Raw genomic sequence first — 15,049 nt, 5'->3', positions numbered from 1 at the left:
GAGACACAGCCAGCCTGTCGGCACGACGGAGCCGAGCGCCAGCGAGGTGGAGTCGTGACGACTGTTGCCGACCGGATCGATATCCGCGCGGCGGCGCTGGACGAGTACACCGTCGACGAGACCGGACGTTCCGGACGGCGCCCGCGCGGCATCGTCCGGGCTGCCGACCTCGACGACGTGCTCGGCACCGTCGAATGGGCAAGGCACACCGGCACTCCCATCATCTGCCGGGGCGCGGGCACCAGCCTGGAGGGGCATCTGCTCGCCCGCGGGGACGAGGTGGTGCTCGATCTCTCCGCGCTGGACGCGATCCGGTCCATCTCCCCGACCGACTTCACCGCGACCGTGCAACCCGGCGTCACCCGGACCCGGCTCAACGCGGCCGCCGCCGCGCACGGGTTGCAGTTCACCGTCGATCCGGGCGCCGACGCCAGCCTCGGCGGCATGGCCGCCACGAACGCCAGCGGCACCACCACGGTCCGGTACGGCGGGATGCACGCGAACACCCTTGCGCTGCAAGCGGTCTTCGCGGACGGCACGGTGGCTCGGCTCGGGCGCGCGGTGCGCAAGTCCAGCAGCGGCTACGACCTCAAGGATCTGCTGATCGGGTCGGCGGGCACGCTCGGCATCATCACCGAGCTCACCGTGCGGCTGCATCCCATCCCGGCTTGGCAACGCGCGCTGCGCGTCTCGTTCCCCAGCGTGGCCGAGGCGGTGGCCGCGGCGGTGGACATGCTCGGCCAGGCGCTGCCGGTGACCCGCGCCGAACTCGTCGACGCCGCCAGTATGGCGGCCATCAACGCCTATCGCGGCACCCGGCATCCGCTCGCCCCCGCACTGTTCCTCGACCTCACCGCCACCTCGGAGGTGGCGGCCGCGCTCGACGAAGCCGAGATCCGTGCGCTGTGCACCGGCCATCAGGCCCTGGAAATCGTTGCGGCGCAAACCCATACCGCACAACACAGCCTCTGGGAGGATCGCCACCACCTGTTCTTCGCGCTCAAGGCTCGCCACCCCGGCCACCGCTTCCTGGTGACCGACACCGCCGTGCCCTACTCGCGGATCGCCGACGCGGTGGCGACGGCCGAACAACTCGGCGAGCTACTCGACCTCGACATCGCCGTCGCGGGCCACATCGGCGACGGCAACGTCCACGTGGTCGTCCCCTACACCACCGAAACCGCCGAGCGAGCCCGCGATTTCTCCGATCAGGTAGTCCGCCATGCACTCTCGGTCGGCGGCACCGCCTCCGGCGAACACGGCATCGGCCTTGCCAAGAAGCAGTACCTCCAGGCCGAACACGGCGCCGCGGTCGAGCTGATGACCGCGGTTAAACGCGCGCTGGATCCGCTCGGCCTGCTGAACCCGGGCAAGATCCTCGACTGACGGCACCGCGGAAAGCGGGCTGTCGGTCGCGCGGCAGGCTCGCTATGGTGAAACGTCGCGTCCGGTGCAGGCGCGACTGGGGGTCCAACACCATTTCTGTTGGCGGGTAGGAAAGTTGGGTTCTTCATGGAAACTCGTGCAGTCGCGACGATGCTCGGGATCGGGGCGGGACTGGTTACCGTCATCGGGTCGTCCGGTGCGGGCGAGGCCGCTGCGCTCACGCCGTTCGTCGTGCCGGAAGCGGGTCTGTACAGCGTGGAGCTGAGCCACTCGGAGACCGTCGCATTGCGCGACTCGCCGTTGCCCGGCCTGCTGAACCCACTGTGGCACGACTACGGGGTGGCCATGGTGCTTCCGCCCTCGTCGACCAGCGAAGTCGATCCGGTCCGCGGTGAATTCTCCGACGTGGTCGCCCAGTCGGCCGGGTCGGCCTTCGGGTCGGTCGTCATCGCGTTCCTCGGCGCGACCGAGCCGGACTCTCCGGCCGCGGGCCGCCATCTGGTGACCTTCGGTTTCGTGGACTGACCCGGAGCAAGGCTCAGCGCGGTCCGTGTCCGAGTCCGAGCAGTGCGGCGACGATCTGGCCGGTGGAGTCGAGCATGGCGGCGAAGATGTCCTGCGGGACGAGTTTTCCGTGGCACCAGACGACGTTGCAGTTCGATGGGGCGTAGGGGCCGACGCCGAGCAGGATTTGGGCGGTGTGCTCCGGGTCCACCCAGAAGGCGAGGTCGTCGAGGTCGCCGATGATGGGGCCGAAGGTGTCGCCGTAGCGGTACGGGTCGTCGACGGGTTCGGCGGGGACGTCGGTGACCGCGGCGACGACGCGGCGCACGAATTCCTTGTTGTCCGGGTTGGATTCGGCGGCCAGGGAGGTCTGCACGTTGCCGGGGTCGATGCCGCCGGGGACGCCGAGCCGGACGATCACCATGTCGCGGCTGGGGATCACCACGTTGAACTGGCCGAGCGCGCCGACGAAGGCGTACAGGTCACGCGGTGCGCCGGGGAACATCCGGTGGTCGAACACCTTGGCCGTCGGCACGGTGGCGGTCTTGTAGGAATCGCCGGCGTTGAGCCAGAACAGGAATCCGTAGCCGCCGTTGGCGTCGGTCGGCTGCCGCGCCTGCCGGATGTAGTCGGGGTCGATGAGTTGCGCTGCGCCCCAACGGCCTTCGTGCAGCAGGAGCAGGCCGAGGCGGGCCAGGTCGTCGGCGCGCATGGCGAGTCCGCCGTTGACCGCCGTGTTCCCGCTGCGGTCGCGCAGCCAGACCCACTGGTCCCGGGCAATGCCCAACGGCTGCATGACCTCCCGCTGGACGAAGTCCTGGAAGTCCATCCCGGTGGCGATCTCCACGATCTTCGGCAGCAACGCCAGCACGGCCTGCGCGTATTGGAAGGTGGTGCCCGGTTCGAAGGCAGGCGGGGTTTCCAGGGACTGGAGTACCTCGTCGGTGGCGATGCCCGCGATATCGGCGGCCCAGGTGAAGCGCAGGCCGGTGGTTTGATTCAGCACCTGGCGCACGGTCAGCGCGGCATGCGCGGCGTCGGCCCGCGGGAAGAACTTGCCGAGCGGATCGTCGAGGCCGAAGTAGCCGAGGGTGATGGCGCGGCCGACCGCGACCGAGGCGACCCCCTTCGACGAACTGGCCAGCGGCGCGGGCAGATTGCCGGTGCCGGTGCGGTCACCGACCAGGCAGCCGTGCCGGTACACCTGAATCGCGTACCCGCCCTTGGCCGTGCCGAAGTCGATCGCGTCGGTCAGCGCGGCCGGATCCAGTCCGGCGGCCGCCGGATCGGCGCGTTGAACCGGTTGTCCCGCAGCAGGTTCGGCACACGCGATACCGGGATCTGCGGTGGCGCCGGGGCAGACCAGCGCGAAGGTGATCACCGCGGTGGCGCCGAGCCCACCCGCCCATGCCCGACGGAATCTCATACTCGACCCATTTCCGTTGTCCGTCTGTTCAGTTCAATGCGCCCGCGAGCGCGTTGCGCTCGACGCTGAAGTACGTCTTGTCGGCGGGCAGCCGCCAGTCCGGTCCGACGAAGTAGTCCTTCGCGACGTCGTCACCGAACGCCTGGTAGCGCAGCCAGGCCAACGCGGTACCCGCGGACAGGTAATTGTCCAGTCCGTCGACCGGCGAGAAGTGGCTCACCCCGCGCGCATTGGCGATCCACGCGGGCGCCTGGAAGGTCAGGTTGTACTGCCACCAGCGCACCCAGGCGAAGTCGGGCACCACGAAATCGTTGTAGCCGGTGAGGAACAGCGTCGGCACCGACACCAGCGCCCCGACCGCCAGCGGACCGGGCTCGATCGCCAGTACCCCGCGTACCCGCAGCGCCGGGTCGATCAGCGCCGCGACGCCGGGGAACACGGTTCCCGCTTGCAGCGACGCCTGCCCGCCGCCGGAATGACCGGCGAACAGGGTGCGACCCAGGTCGATCTTGTTGTACAGCGGGGAATTCGGGTCCCGCTGCGCGACGAGCGCGGTGGCGACGCCCAGGGCGGGCACGTAGGCGAGCGAGTTGAAGAACTCGTACGGGATCACGACGACGAAACCGTTACTGGCCCACTGCCGCGCGAGCGCGTCGTACATTCCCGGATTGGCGCCGAACCCGGAGGTGAACACCAGCAGCGGCGCGCCGGGCAGTTCGGCGATGTTCGCCGGATAGTAGGTGTTCACCCCGATCGGCGACTCCAGGCCGTTGGGAAAGGCCTGGGTGCAGGTCATGTCGTCGCGATTGCCGAACAGGTGCACCGCGATGTGCTCGAACATCCCGAACACCGACTCCTGGCACGGATTCGTCCGCACCGGTGTCGCGACGGGATAGGGACCGGGCTTGTTGAACACACTCTGCGCGGTGGGAACCGCCGCCGGCGGATCGGCGCCGACGGCAGGCGCCGCGGCCAGCACCGCCACCGCCGCAACCACTATCGCGACCCCCGAGCGCATCCACGCGGCACACCTCGTCATTGAGGACTCCCTCATCCACCCGGCCGCATCGCCGGATCTCTGCAATCCGATAGTGAAACCATTCAGTCTCGAATTCCAGCGAGAGTACCGCCTAGTGGCCTACGACACAATGGGCGGCCGCCACCCGCACCCCTCGCCCGCAGACCACCACCCGATCCCGAAAACGCAGCCCTGCCAAGCCACGGCCCCCTCGACAACAGCACCACGAACCCGCGCTCGCATCGCCGAAGATCCGCACCCCCACTCGGGAAACGCACCGAGAACAGGGTTCTAGAGCGAGTGCAGATCCCGAGTTGGAGTGCGGCCCCCAAGTGGAGACGCGACCCAAGTTGAGGTGCGGACCTCGGGTGAGCGTGCGGACCTCAGCGTCAGTGGGCGGTCAGGTCGCGGCCGGCGATCCAGCCCCAAGTCAGGGCGGAGGCGACGGTCAGGCCGCCGGCGAAGGTGCCGGGGCCGAAGACGGCGGCGGCCGCGTTGCCCGCGGCGTAGAGGCCGGGGACGGGCGCGCCGGACCAGCCGAGGACGCGGGCGCGGTGGTCGGTACGCGGGCCGCCCTTGGTGCCGACCGCGCTCGGGTAGACGGGAATGGCGAAAAACGGTGGCTCGCTGACCGGTCCGAGATTGGGGTGCGCGGCGGACGGGTCGCCGAAGGCGTGCTCGTAGCGGGTGCGGCCGCGCTGGAAGTCGTCGTCGCGGCCGGCCTCGGCCATCGTGTTGAACCGAGTGACGGTGTGCTCCAGTGCTTTCGGGTCGATAGCGAGGACCCCGGCGAGCTCGGCGACGCTGTCGGCGGTGATCAGCCAGTCCGGGGCGGGCGTGCCCGCGGGGATGCCCGCAACCGAATACTTGGCCCGGAAGCGCGCGTCGCCGATCGCCCAGGCGGGCAGGTTGCGCGGGCGATGGGTGTTGGGATCGAGTTCGGCGAAGGCGGCCGCACAGTTGTGGCTGGACTCGTTGACGAAACGGCGACCGGCCTGGTTCACCCACAACACATGCGGCACCGAACGTTCCGTGATGGCGAGTTGCGGCTGCGCCGTGCCTGCCGGATCCGGCCAGGCCCGGCCGGGCGCCTGATAGGCGGGCCAGGACCAGTACTCGCCGGTGTAGGCCAGGGCCGCGCCGACGCGTCCGGCCATCCGCAGGCCGTCGCCGTGCTGGACCGGCGGCGTCACCGGATGGGTGAGCGGCCCGGACAGCAGCTGCGCACGCAGGACCGGGTCGTGTTCGAAACCGCCGGAGGCGAGCACGACGCCGCGGTCCGCGCGCACGGAACGCAGCGGGTCGCCGGTGCGCACCCCGGTGACCCGCCCGCCGCCGTCGCGGACCAGCTCGGTCGCTCGACAGTCCCGGATGAGGTGAACACCCGCCTTCCGGCAGCCGTGCAGCAGGCCGACGATGAGGCCGGCGCCCAGCGTCACCACCCCGGCGGACAGGCGCTGTGCGATCAGCTCCATCGGCGGCGGCCCGCCGGCGAACAGGTGGGTTTCCATCGCCTCCTGATTGGTCAGCACCGGCGCGAAAAACGGTACGGGCCACACCAGTTCGGACAGCTCGCCGAGATCACCGAGGTCCTGCGGCGCCACCTCGACGTGCCGGGCGGTCTTGCCGCCGGGCAGCTCGACGAAGGTGTCCGGATAAGACGGCACCGGAGTGAACCGGATCGGCGAGTGCTCCTCGAGGAAACGCACCACCTCGGGCACGGTCCGCACGAACGTCTCCACCAGGGTGTCGTCGCGTCCGGGCGCCGCGGTCCGGCAGTAGGTCAGCGCCTCCTCGGCCGAGTCGGCGAAGCCCGCCTCGATCATCCGATGGTTGGCCGGGGCCCACACCTGTCCGCCGGACACCGCGGTGGATCCACCCCAGCGCGCCGACGCCTCCAGCACCACCACCTCGGCGCCTCCGTCGGCCGCGGCCAGCGCCGCCGCCAAACCGGCCGCGCCGGAGCCGATCACCACCACGTCCGCTTCGATCATGACTCTCTCCTCGCCTATTTGCGTATAAGTACACAAAATAGGCGAGGAGCTTGTCAAGAGTGCGAAATCAAGCCCTCTAGCAGCGCGTTCAGCCCGAAGTCGTAGGTGTCGAAGGCGTGCGGCCACGCATCCCCGAGCGCGGCGACGGCCGGGGTCCGCGCCGGGTCGGCGGCGGCGATCATCTCGGACTGGAAGCGCGGGCGATCCAGCGCCGCGGTGGTGCGCTCGGTGGCGATGCGAATGGTCAGCACGCCGACCGTGTACTGCCACACGGTTCGATACGCGGCACCCGCCTGAACCACGGTGAGCCCGGCGGCCATGAACGCCTGCAAGATCTCCTCGAGCAACCACAGAATCGATCGGCCGGCCAGGTCACCGCTGGCGAGCACGCCGACCAGCCACGGACGCGCGGCGAGTTCGTCGTGCAGGAATCGCCAGAGCAACCGCAACCGCTGTCGCGGCTCCGCGGGCAGTTCCGGGCGTTCGAGCGCGGCCGCGGCGCGGTCGAGCAGCAACAGCAGCAGCTCGTCCTTGTCCCGGACGTGCCGGTAGATCGCCATCGGCGAGCTGGACAGGCGCTCCGCGACGGCCCGCATGGTCAGCGCGTCGATCCCGGCGGACTCGACGATTTCCTGCGCGACCAGAAGGATCGCGTCCTGCGAGAGCCTGGCCGGGCGTCCGCGGCGCCGCACCGATTCGTTCATCTTCGCAGTCTGACAGCCGGCGGCCCAGGCGCCGGCGACCCGAGCCCGGTTCCACGATCACGAACGGCCGGCCGGCGCTCGGTAGGGTGCCGGGATGGCGAAAATCGGCTTTCTCGGGGTGGGTCGGATGGGGTCGGGGATGGCGGCGCGCCTGCTGGCCGCCGGGCACGAGGTGGCCGTGTTCAATCGGTCGGCCGGCAAAGCGGCGGAACTGATTTCGGCCGGGGCGGTGGGCGCGGCGACGCCGCGGGCGGCGGCGGACGGGGCCGACGCGGTCATTTCGATGGTGGCCGATGACGAGGCATCACGAGCGGTGTGGCTCGGTGCGGACGGCGCGCTGGCCGCGGACCTCGCGCCGGGCGCGTTCGCGGTGGAATGCTCGACGATCTCCCGGCCGTGGGTGTTGCGGCTGGCCGAACAGGCCGGCGCGCAGGGACTTCGATTCCTCGACTCCCCCGTCACCGGGTTGCCGTCGGCGGCGGCGGCAGGCAGGTTGACCCTCTTCGTCGGCGCCGAGCCCGCCGATCTCGACGCCGCCCGGCCGCTCCTGGAACCGCTGTGCACCAACATCATTCACTTCGGCGCGGTCGGCGCGGGCACCGCGTACAAGCTGGTGCAGAACCTGTTCGGTTCCATCCAGATCGCGGCGACGGCGGAGGCGCTGCGGGTCGCGGAGCTGGCCGGACTCGACCTGGCGACCGTTGTCGACACCCTCGCCGGCAGCATCTCCGGGAGCCCCAACGTGGCGCGCGTCGGCCGCTTGATGCTCGACGGCGTGCACGACCGAGATATCGCCTTCACCGGCACGCTGCGCCTGAAGGACACCCGCATCGGCGTCGAGTTGTCCGATGACGTGCACGGACCGGCCGCGCTGGGCCATGCCGCGCACGACGTCTTCCGCCGGCTCGTCGACGGCGGTTACGGCGAACTCAACGAGACCAAGATCATCGACCTGCTCCGGGAATGAGGTCTCGCTAGCGGCTGCTGGCGTCCGGGCGCATCGGCGGGCAGACCCCGCCGGGCGTGGTGTTCAGCTCGAAGTGCCACCACTCGTTGTCGTACATCCGGCACAGGCCCCAGCGGGTTCCGTTGGCCTCCAGCCACTGCGCCCCTTCGCGCGGGCCGACGTCGACCGCCTTGCCCGACACGTGGGTGGATTCCTCGGGCGGCAGCACCCACCGGCGCGCCACATCCGGGCTGCCGTAGGTGGCCAGTCCGTTGTCCCACAGCTGCTGCTGTTCGCCGGGCGTGCGATACCCGGAGGTGATCGACAGCGGCACGCCCTGCGCGTGCGCCTCGGTCTCGGCCAGCGTGTACGCCACCGCGAGCCCCGGCTCCAACCCCTCGGTCCCGGCCGCCGACCCCAGCGCCTCCCGCTGATCGATCACCACACCCTGCTCGGCGGCCGCCGCCTGCGGCGCCATCAAACCCGTCGCGACCAGCGCGGGCAGCACCGCCACCGGTAGCCCGAGCGCCATTCGATTCCGCACACCACTCCGCAACACCATGTCGGCGATGGTAACGGCCGAGGTCGGCGACCACCGAAGTCGCCGCCGACACTCAGAGATCGAGCTCGATTCGAAGCTTCGAGGACAGGCTCTCCATGGTCTCGGCACTCAGCTCGCCGAGCGGCCCGGACAACCACGGCCGATAGGTGCTGGTGATCAGGTCGGCCCTGACCCACCCCGCCACCGGGTCGGCGCAGCCGAGCTCGACCGCGACCATCGACTGCGGGTCCAGGCATTCGACCGGCGCGGTCAGCACCCGGACACGCTCGTCGGGCAGGCGGTAGTCCGCCGAAACGATCACCCGGTACGGCGTGCGCGGATCGTTCTCGCGGGAAGGGCGGTCACGCTCGAACTCGTAGACCTCACCCCGCCTCATGCGCGCGGGCCACGACGCGTCTCGGCGTCGGCGTCCGCCGCGTGTAGCCCGGCCAGCTCCGCCTCTGCCACTTCGAGGTCGTGCATGCCGAGGGTGCGGTCGCGGGCCGCAGAGCGGATGGCGTCTTGGTACAGCATCCAACTGTGTGCGCAGCGGGCGAAATAGGGCGACAGCTGCATCCCGGCGGCGGCGGCGCCCTGCTGCAAATCCGCGAGCACCGCCTCATCGACCGTGAGTGTGATCTTCCGTGTCGCCATACGCTTCACCATACCACCGGCCATACCATGAGCCGTCGGCGTTGGTTGCCACACATCAGTCACATTCGGTGCCGACACCCGGCGCCGTGGATGGGTTGACGAGGAGTCATAGTCGATAGGCATGGCCCATGCTTACCCGAAACCCCTTGCGTGGCAAATGCTTCATCCACAAGGAACGGGAGTTATCCACAATCTATCCCAGTGCTGTGGATCACATATTCGACGGTCTGCTACCAGTCCGATTCGCGAAAATTGCGGTGGTTTCCACAGTTTCACGACCGTACCGGTCGCGCCCAGATCCCCCGATCCGGCCGCGGACGGCACCCCGGGCTGCAGGGAGGGTGTTCGTCCGCGGGCCGAGCGGTTTGTGCACAGGCGGCGAAAGTGTCCACATTTGCTCCCCATCGATGTGAACAGCCACTACAACGGACAATTCGGCTACGGCACCGGACAATTCGGCGGTATCACTCGCGCAGCGGAGTGACCAGGGTGAGGTAGTCGCGCTCGGCGACCGAGGCGCGCATCGGCGCCGGACGGCGAATCGCCTCGGCCGCTGCACGATTGCGCCCGATCCGCTCGATGATCTCGCTGCCGTGGTCGCGCGCGTAGTCGATGGCGATCTTGATCTTGGTGGAGTGCAGGCTGGATTTCGCGCTGAGCACCTCGATGCGGCGCTCGACCGGGCCGTCCAATTCTTGTAGGCGGGCAACGACTTCCCACACGTCCGGACCCGCGACCAGCGCGGCGCGCCGGTCATTCATCGGCCCGCGGAACACGATGCCGGGATGATCGAGCTGATCGACGCCCTCCCGGATGAGGCGGTCGAGCAATGCGGTAGATGTTGTCCCCTCGCGCGCGGCACGTGCGGCCAGCCGGCGGCTGGCGGATTGCGAGAGACGCAGCGTTGACGTGATAACCCTGGACGTACTCATTGCCCTCCTCGACCTTCAATGGCATCTGCGATGAACGGCACCCTTGGAATCAACGATGTACATCGCTAAGGGTGCCTCGCGAACCCGCGGCATCACCCCGGCGATCGGGGTGACATTCGGGTGTCCGCACAAAAGCCTCCACGAAAATCGAACGTCCAGCTCAGGCCCCATACTCGCCGCCCAGCGGCCGCGAAATCGGGTGCCTCGGGGCCCGGCGCGGCGGGCCTTCCGGCCGAGAGACAGCAACCCCGACCGGCGACGGCGATCCGGTCCGGCGACCTATTCCGGCCGGAAGCGAACCACGGCCGACCACGGGTTGCGCGGGGGCTTGCCCGGGTCGGGCTGCGGGAGGTAGCTGAACGGTCGCAGATACCAGGGGGCTCGGCGCAGTCTGCGCGCGTGCACGAGCAGGTTCGCGCTGTCGACCGGCTGCCAGCCGAGCTTGCCGAAGAAGGCGAGGCCGTCGGCCGGATCGAACTTCATCGGCGCGTTCTCGAACATCGCACTGGTCCGCATGCGATCCATCCGGAACGCGAGATCGGCCATCCACCAGGCGATTTCCGGCCTGGTCAGCGCGCGGGCCAGGCCGGAGACGGTCGCCTCGTCGAGGTAGAACAGCAGGCCCTCGGTGAGCACCAGCGCCTTGGTGGCGGGGACACCGGCCGGTCCGAGCGGGCCGAGCGCCTCGTCCAGGAACGCGTCCCGCGCCGAGGGGTCGGCGAGATCGACTGCGCGCCGGATCAATACGCCGCGCGGGGTCTCCCCTGCCAGCGCCCGCTCCTTCTCCGCCAGCAGCTCGGGCAGATCCGCCTCGACCCAGACGAAACCGGCGGGCAGCGCGAGCCGGTACGGGCGGGTGTCCAGCCCGGCCGCCAGGTTCAGCACGCGGTCGCAGCCCTCGGCGATCGACTTGGCGATCAGGTCGTCGATGAGTGCGGTCCGAGTGACCACGGACCAGCCGTTGCGCATGATGCGCGGCGCCCGGTCGACGATCGTGTGCCCGTGTTCGCCGGCCAGCCGATCGGCCAGCGGATCCTGGAACAGCGCGTCGGGGCGCGCGGTCTCGCGCGCCCGGTACGCGGCCACCCAGCGAGCGGTGTCCGACACATTCGAGATCGATGCTTGCCCTCCAGCCATGCGGCCCAGTCTGGCACGACCCGTTCGCCCAGCTGAGCGGAGCGACCTGGCACAATTCGGAACGCTTTCGCTCCACACCGGTAACGAGATCCACGGTGTGCGCGACTCAGCTATCACAACCAACAAACACACAGTGGATAATTCAGCAGTCACAACAGATTACGGTTGCCCGGCGCCGGAATCTCATGGAAAGAAGCAAGCAGATCAACCGTCGTCAGCCCCGAGGCCAGGACCGCAAGCGCCCGCTGTGGATGCTCGGCCTGATCGCGCCTATGTGTGCACTGCTCCCCTCGCAGCTCGTGCTGCACACCGGCGCGCCGGTGTTCTGGTGGATCGGCCCGATCATCGTGCTGATCGTCATCCCGGTGCTGGACTGGGTGGTCGGCGAGGACGGCGCCAACCCGCGCGAAGAGGATTACGAGTTGCTCTCCGGGGACCGCTACTACCGCTGGTGCACCTATCTTTTCCTGCCGATCCAGCTGTTCGGGCTCGGCATCGCGAGCTACCTCTGGGCCGGGGACGAACTCACCGTCGTGGACAAGCTCGGCTTGGCCGCCACGCTCGGCTTCGTCAGCGGCATCGGCATCAACGCCGCGCACGAACTCGGGCACCGGGTCGAGCACCTGGAACGCTGGCTGGCGAAAATCGCCCTCGCCCAATCGGGTTACGGCCACTTCTTCGTCGAACACAACCGCGGCCATCACGTGCGGGTCGCGACGCCGGAGGATCCGGCCAGCGCCCGGCTCGGCGAATCGCTGTGGGAGTTCCTGCCGCGCAGTGTGAGCGGCGGTTTCCGCTCGGCCATCCGGCTCGAACGCGAGCGGCTCGCGCGCAAGGAGCGCGGCTGGTGGGACATCGACAACCACATCCTGCAGGCGTGGGCGATGACCGCGGTGCTGTTCGGCACCCTGGTCGCGCTGTTCGGCTGGCACATCCTGCCTTGGCTCGCGCTGCAGGCCGTGATCGGCATCGCGCTGCTGGAGACGGTGAACTACGTCGAGCACTACGGCCTGCTGCGCGCCCGCCGCAGCAACGGCCGCTACGCCCGCTGCTCGCCGCGCGACAGCTGGAACAGCGACCGCCTGGTCACCAACATCTTCCTGTTCCACCTGCAGCGGCACAGCGACCACCACGCCAATCCTGGACGCCGGTACCAAACCCTGCGCAGCTCCGCCCAGGCGCCGCAACTGCCTGCGGGTTACGCGACGATGGTCGTGCTCGCGGCCATCCCCCCGCTGTGGCGCATCGTGATGGACCACCGCGTGCTCGCCCACTACGACGGCGACCGCACCCTGGCCAACGTCCAACCGGCCAAGCAGGGCCGGCTGCGCGCCACCCTGGCATACCGACGGGCAACCGGCTGATCGTCGCGCCGCACGCGACGATCAGCCGGGTACGTCAGACCCGTTCCGCCGAGCGGGTACGCACGCGCAGCGCGATCGGCTTCTGCGTTTCGGCGAAGAAGTCGTTGCCCTTGTCGTCCACGACGATGAACGCGGGGAAGTCCTCGACCTCGATCTTCCACACGGCCTCCATGCCGAGTTCGGGGTATTCGAGGACCTCGACGGACTTGATGCAGTCGAGGGCAAGGCGGGCGGCGGGGCCGCCGATCGAGCCGAGGTAGAAGCCGCCGTGCTCGTGGCACGCCTTGGTCACCTGGGCGGAGCGGTTGCCCTTGGCCAGCATGACGTGCGAGCCGCCGGCCGCCTGGAACTGGTCGACATAGGAGTCCATCCGGCCCGCGGTGGTCGGGCCGAACGAGCCGGAGGCGTACCCCTCGGGCGTCTTGGCCGGGCCCGCGTAGTAGACGGCCATGTCGCGCAGGTACTGCGGCATCGGTTCGCCGGCGTCGAGCCGCTCCTTGATCTTGGCGTGCGCGATGTCGCGGGCGACGACCAGCGGTCCGGTCAGCGAAAGCCGGGTCTTCACCGGGTATTTCGACAACTCCGCGCGAATCTCCGACATCGGCCGGTTCAGGTCGATCCGCACCACGTCGCCGCCGAGGATCGAATCGGTCTGCTCCGGCAGATAGTGCGCGGGTTCGCGCTCGAGCTGCTCCAGGAACACGCCCTCGGCCGTGATCTTGGCCAGCGCCTGCCGGTCGGCCGAGCAGGACACCGCGATGGCCACCGGGCAGCTGGCGCCGTGCCGGGGCAGCCGCACCACGCGCACGTCGTGGCAGAAGTACTTACCGCCGAATTGCGCGCCGATGCCGAAGGATTGGGTGAGCTTGAAGACCTCCTCCTCCAGCTCCAGATCCCGGAATCCGTGCGCGGCGAGCGATCCCTCGGTGGGCAGGTTGTCCAGGTAGTGCGCGGACGCGTATTTGGCCGTCTTCAAGGCGAATTCGGCGCTGGTGCCGCCGATCACCACGGCGAGGTGATAGGGCGGGCAGGCCGCGGTGCCGAGCGAGCGGATCTTCTCGTCCAGGAACTCCAGCATGCGCGTGGGGTTCAGCACGGCCTTGGTCTCCTGGTACAGGAACGACTTGTTCGCCGAACCGCCGCCCTTGGCCATGAACAGGAACTTGTACGCCGGATGCGCGAGATCGCCCGGCGTGGAATACAACTCGATCTGCGCGGGCAGGTTGGACCCGGTGTTCTTCTCGTCCCACATGGTGATCGGGGCGAGCTGGGAATAGCGCAGGTTCAGCTTGGTGTAGGCGTCGTAGACGCCGCGGCTGATCCATTCGGCGTCGTCCACGCCGGTCAGCACGCCCTCGGACTTCTTGCCCATGACGATCGCGGTGCCGGTGTCCTGGCACATCGGCAGGATGCCGCCCGCGGAGATGTTCACGTTCTTGAGCAGATCCAGCGCGACGAAGCGGTCGTTGCCGCTGGACTCCGGGTCGTCGATGATCTTGCGCAGCTGCGCCAGGTGGGTGGGCCGCAGGTAGTGGCTGATGTCGTGCATCGCCTCCGCGGTCAGCAGGCGCAGCGCCTCTGGCTCGACCCGCAGGAAGGTGCGCCCGCCGGCCTCGAAGGTGTGCACGCCCTCGGTGGTGAGCAACCGATACGAGGTGTCGTCCGCGCCGATCGGCAGCAGGTCTGAATAGCGAAAGTCCGGGGCGGCCACGGGAACGCACTCCTTCGGGCGGGGGCAGGGCTGGTCACAGGCACAGCGAGCGTATCCACCCGGCTACGTCACACACTGGTTAGGCAAGGCTTATCTCTAGCAGTTGACACAAAAGGTTGCACGTTCAACCCCGGGGGTGCTACCTGTCGTTCCACACAAAAGCGTTAGGACGTCCAAGCGTCCCAGCGCCGCGACAACCGTCGCGCGACACACAACGACGCGCGACAATGTATGAACGCCAGAGTTTGGAGCGCTATCGTGACCGATCCCCATTGGCTCGATGACGTCGAAATGCGCGCCTGGGTGGGCTTCGTGCGCACCCGCGACCTCATCGCCGCGGCGGTCGGGCGAGACTCGACGCGCGAATCGAATCTCACCTATGTCGAATACTCGGTGCTGGCCTTCCTGAGCAAGACCCCGGAGCACCGCTGTACCTTCGCCGAGCTCGCCGCGCAGCTCGAGTGGTCGCAGAGCAGGCTTTCGCATCAGATCACCCGGATGGAGAAGCGCGGACTCGTTGTCCGCGAACCGATCCCCGACGACGCGCGCCGCACCGCGGCCCGGCTGACCCCGCGCGGCGCCGAGGTACTGACCGGTGCCGCGCCCGCGCACGTGGTCAGCGTGCGCAAGCACATGATCGACATCCTCGACCGGCAGCAACTGGCCGCGCTCGCCGATATCTACGACACCTTGCTCGCGCATCATCGACAAACGCCGAGCGAGAACTGACCG

Annotated in this window: 15 protein-coding genes; 5 read left to right on the top strand and 10 right to left on the bottom strand. The window is 68.9% G+C overall.

Annotation, left to right across the window (positions count from 1 at the left end):
* Positions 1-54 precede the first annotated feature (54 nt).
* Positions 55-1,386, top strand: coding sequence for an FAD-binding oxidoreductase (locus ACFQ9K_RS24950; protein WP_378725216.1), 1,332 nt, complete (start codon positions 55-57; stop codon positions 1,384-1,386).
* 126 nt (positions 1,387-1,512) lie between these two features.
* On the top strand, positions 1,513-1,911 hold the full coding sequence (locus tag ACFQ9K_RS24945) for a hypothetical protein (RefSeq protein ID WP_378725218.1): 399 nt from the start codon (positions 1,513-1,515) through the stop codon (positions 1,909-1,911).
* A 13-nt stretch (positions 1,912-1,924) separates the two neighbouring features.
* On the opposite strand, the gene ACFQ9K_RS24940 is transcribed toward ACFQ9K_RS24945, so the two are convergent.
* The 4 genes from ACFQ9K_RS24940 to ACFQ9K_RS24925 all read right to left on the bottom strand — a co-directional run bounded on the left by ACFQ9K_RS24940 (position 1,925) and on the right by ACFQ9K_RS24925 (position 7,032).
* The gene (locus ACFQ9K_RS24940; RefSeq protein ID WP_378725220.1) at positions 1,925-3,316 is read right to left on the bottom strand and encodes a serine hydrolase domain-containing protein; all 1,392 of its coding nucleotides are present in this window, start codon (positions 3,314-3,316) and stop codon (positions 1,925-1,927) included.
* A gap of 28 nt (positions 3,317-3,344) precedes the next feature.
* Positions 3,345-4,355, bottom strand: coding sequence for an alpha/beta hydrolase (locus ACFQ9K_RS24935; protein ID WP_378725222.1), 1,011 nt, complete (start codon positions 4,353-4,355; stop codon positions 3,345-3,347).
* Between the two features lie 368 nt (positions 4,356-4,723).
* On the bottom strand, positions 4,724-6,328 hold the full coding sequence (locus tag ACFQ9K_RS24930; protein WP_378725224.1) for an FAD-dependent oxidoreductase: 1,605 nt from the start codon (positions 6,326-6,328) through the stop codon (positions 4,724-4,726).
* A 53-nt stretch (positions 6,329-6,381) separates the two neighbouring features.
* The gene (locus tag ACFQ9K_RS24925; protein WP_378725226.1) at positions 6,382-7,032 is read right to left on the bottom strand and encodes a TetR/AcrR family transcriptional regulator; all 651 of its coding nucleotides are present in this window, start codon (positions 7,030-7,032) and stop codon (positions 6,382-6,384) included.
* A gap of 94 nt (positions 7,033-7,126) precedes the next feature.
* Here ACFQ9K_RS24925 and ACFQ9K_RS24920 point away from each other — a divergent pair, with 94 nt between their 5' ends.
* Complete coding sequence (locus ACFQ9K_RS24920) at positions 7,127-7,999, top strand: NAD(P)-dependent oxidoreductase (RefSeq protein ID WP_378725228.1); 873 nt, start codon at positions 7,127-7,129, stop codon at positions 7,997-7,999.
* Positions 8,000-8,006: 7 nt separating this feature from the next.
* On the opposite strand, the gene ACFQ9K_RS24915 is transcribed toward ACFQ9K_RS24920, so the two are convergent.
* The 5 genes from ACFQ9K_RS24915 to ACFQ9K_RS24895 all read right to left on the bottom strand — a co-directional run bounded on the left by ACFQ9K_RS24915 (position 8,007) and on the right by ACFQ9K_RS24895 (position 11,242).
* Positions 8,007-8,540: a M15 family metallopeptidase gene (locus tag ACFQ9K_RS24915; RefSeq protein ID WP_378725230.1), complete on the bottom strand. Its 534-nt coding sequence runs from the start codon at positions 8,538-8,540 to the stop codon at positions 8,007-8,009.
* Positions 8,541-8,592: 52 nt separating this feature from the next.
* Entirely contained in the window at positions 8,593-8,916 is a 324-nt protein-coding gene (locus ACFQ9K_RS24910; protein ID WP_378725232.1) for a hypothetical protein, read from the bottom strand.
* Entirely contained in the window at positions 8,913-9,173 is a 261-nt protein-coding gene (locus tag ACFQ9K_RS24905) for a hypothetical protein (RefSeq protein ID WP_378725234.1), read from the bottom strand. Before ACFQ9K_RS24905 ends, ACFQ9K_RS24910 begins: the two co-directional genes overlap by 4 nt.
* A gap of 464 nt (positions 9,174-9,637) precedes the next feature.
* On the bottom strand, positions 9,638-10,105 hold the full coding sequence (locus tag ACFQ9K_RS24900; RefSeq protein ID WP_378725236.1) for a hypothetical protein: 468 nt from the start codon (positions 10,103-10,105) through the stop codon (positions 9,638-9,640).
* Between the two features lie 279 nt (positions 10,106-10,384).
* A complete protein-coding gene (locus tag ACFQ9K_RS24895) occupies positions 10,385-11,242 on the bottom strand; it encodes a class I SAM-dependent methyltransferase (RefSeq protein ID WP_378725238.1) in 858 nt (285 codons plus the stop codon).
* A 185-nt stretch (positions 11,243-11,427) separates the two neighbouring features.
* Here ACFQ9K_RS24895 and ACFQ9K_RS24890 point away from each other — a divergent pair, with 185 nt between their 5' ends.
* Positions 11,428-12,606: an alkane 1-monooxygenase gene (locus ACFQ9K_RS24890; RefSeq protein ID WP_378983667.1), complete on the top strand. Its 1,179-nt coding sequence runs from the start codon at positions 11,428-11,430 to the stop codon at positions 12,604-12,606.
* Positions 12,607-12,640: 34 nt separating this feature from the next.
* Here ACFQ9K_RS24890 and ACFQ9K_RS24885 read toward each other — a convergent pair whose 3' ends face one another.
* Complete coding sequence (locus tag ACFQ9K_RS24885; RefSeq protein ID WP_378721539.1) at positions 12,641-14,317, bottom strand: fumarate hydratase; 1,677 nt, start codon at positions 14,315-14,317, stop codon at positions 12,641-12,643.
* 258 nt (positions 14,318-14,575) lie between these two features.
* Here ACFQ9K_RS24885 and ACFQ9K_RS24880 point away from each other — a divergent pair, with 258 nt between their 5' ends.
* A complete protein-coding gene (locus ACFQ9K_RS24880; protein ID WP_378721538.1) occupies positions 14,576-15,046 on the top strand; it encodes a MarR family winged helix-turn-helix transcriptional regulator in 471 nt (156 codons plus the stop codon).
* Positions 15,047-15,049 lie beyond the last annotated feature (3 nt).

The organism is Nocardia sp. NPDC056564, assembly GCF_042793755.1.
Taxonomy (GTDB): domain Bacteria; phylum Actinomycetota; class Actinomycetes; order Mycobacteriales; family Mycobacteriaceae; genus Nocardia.
This window is presented reverse-complemented; position numbering and strand designations above follow the sequence as displayed.

What these genes read in the sequence shown, in the direction of transcription:
- ACFQ9K_RS24945 (WP_378725218.1), top strand. Translation starts at nt 1,513, where the DNA reads ATGGAAACTCGTGCAGTCGCGACGATGCTCGGGATCGGGGCGGGACTG.
- ACFQ9K_RS24940 (WP_378725220.1), bottom strand. Translation starts at nt 3,316, where the DNA reads ATGAGATTCCGTCGGGCATGGGCGGGTGGGCTCGGCGCCACCGCGGTG.
- ACFQ9K_RS24935 (WP_378725222.1), bottom strand. Translation starts at nt 4,355, where the DNA reads ATGACGAGGTGTGCCGCGTGGATGCGCTCGGGGGTCGCGATAGTGGTT.
- ACFQ9K_RS24930 (WP_378725224.1), bottom strand. Translation starts at nt 6,328, where the DNA reads ATGATCGAAGCGGACGTGGTGGTGATCGGCTCCGGCGCGGCCGGTTTG.
- ACFQ9K_RS24925 (WP_378725226.1), bottom strand. Translation starts at nt 7,032, where the DNA reads ATGAACGAATCGGTGCGGCGCCGCGGACGCCCGGCCAGGCTCTCGCAG.
- ACFQ9K_RS24920 (WP_378725228.1), top strand. Translation starts at nt 7,127, where the DNA reads ATGGCGAAAATCGGCTTTCTCGGGGTGGGTCGGATGGGGTCGGGGATG.
- ACFQ9K_RS24915 (WP_378725230.1), bottom strand. Translation starts at nt 8,540, where the DNA reads ATGGTGTTGCGGAGTGGTGTGCGGAATCGAATGGCGCTCGGGCTACCG.
- ACFQ9K_RS24910 (WP_378725232.1), bottom strand. Translation starts at nt 8,916, where the DNA reads ATGAGGCGGGGTGAGGTCTACGAGTTCGAGCGTGACCGCCCTTCCCGC.
- ACFQ9K_RS24905 (WP_378725234.1), bottom strand. Translation starts at nt 9,173, where the DNA reads ATGGCGACACGGAAGATCACACTCACGGTCGATGAGGCGGTGCTCGCG.
- ACFQ9K_RS24900 (WP_378725236.1), bottom strand. Translation starts at nt 10,105, where the DNA reads ATGAGTACGTCCAGGGTTATCACGTCAACGCTGCGTCTCTCGCAATCC.
- ACFQ9K_RS24895 (WP_378725238.1), bottom strand. Translation starts at nt 11,242, where the DNA reads ATGGCTGGAGGGCAAGCATCGATCTCGAATGTGTCGGACACCGCTCGC.
- ACFQ9K_RS24890 (WP_378983667.1), top strand. Translation starts at nt 11,428, where the DNA reads ATGGAAAGAAGCAAGCAGATCAACCGTCGTCAGCCCCGAGGCCAGGAC.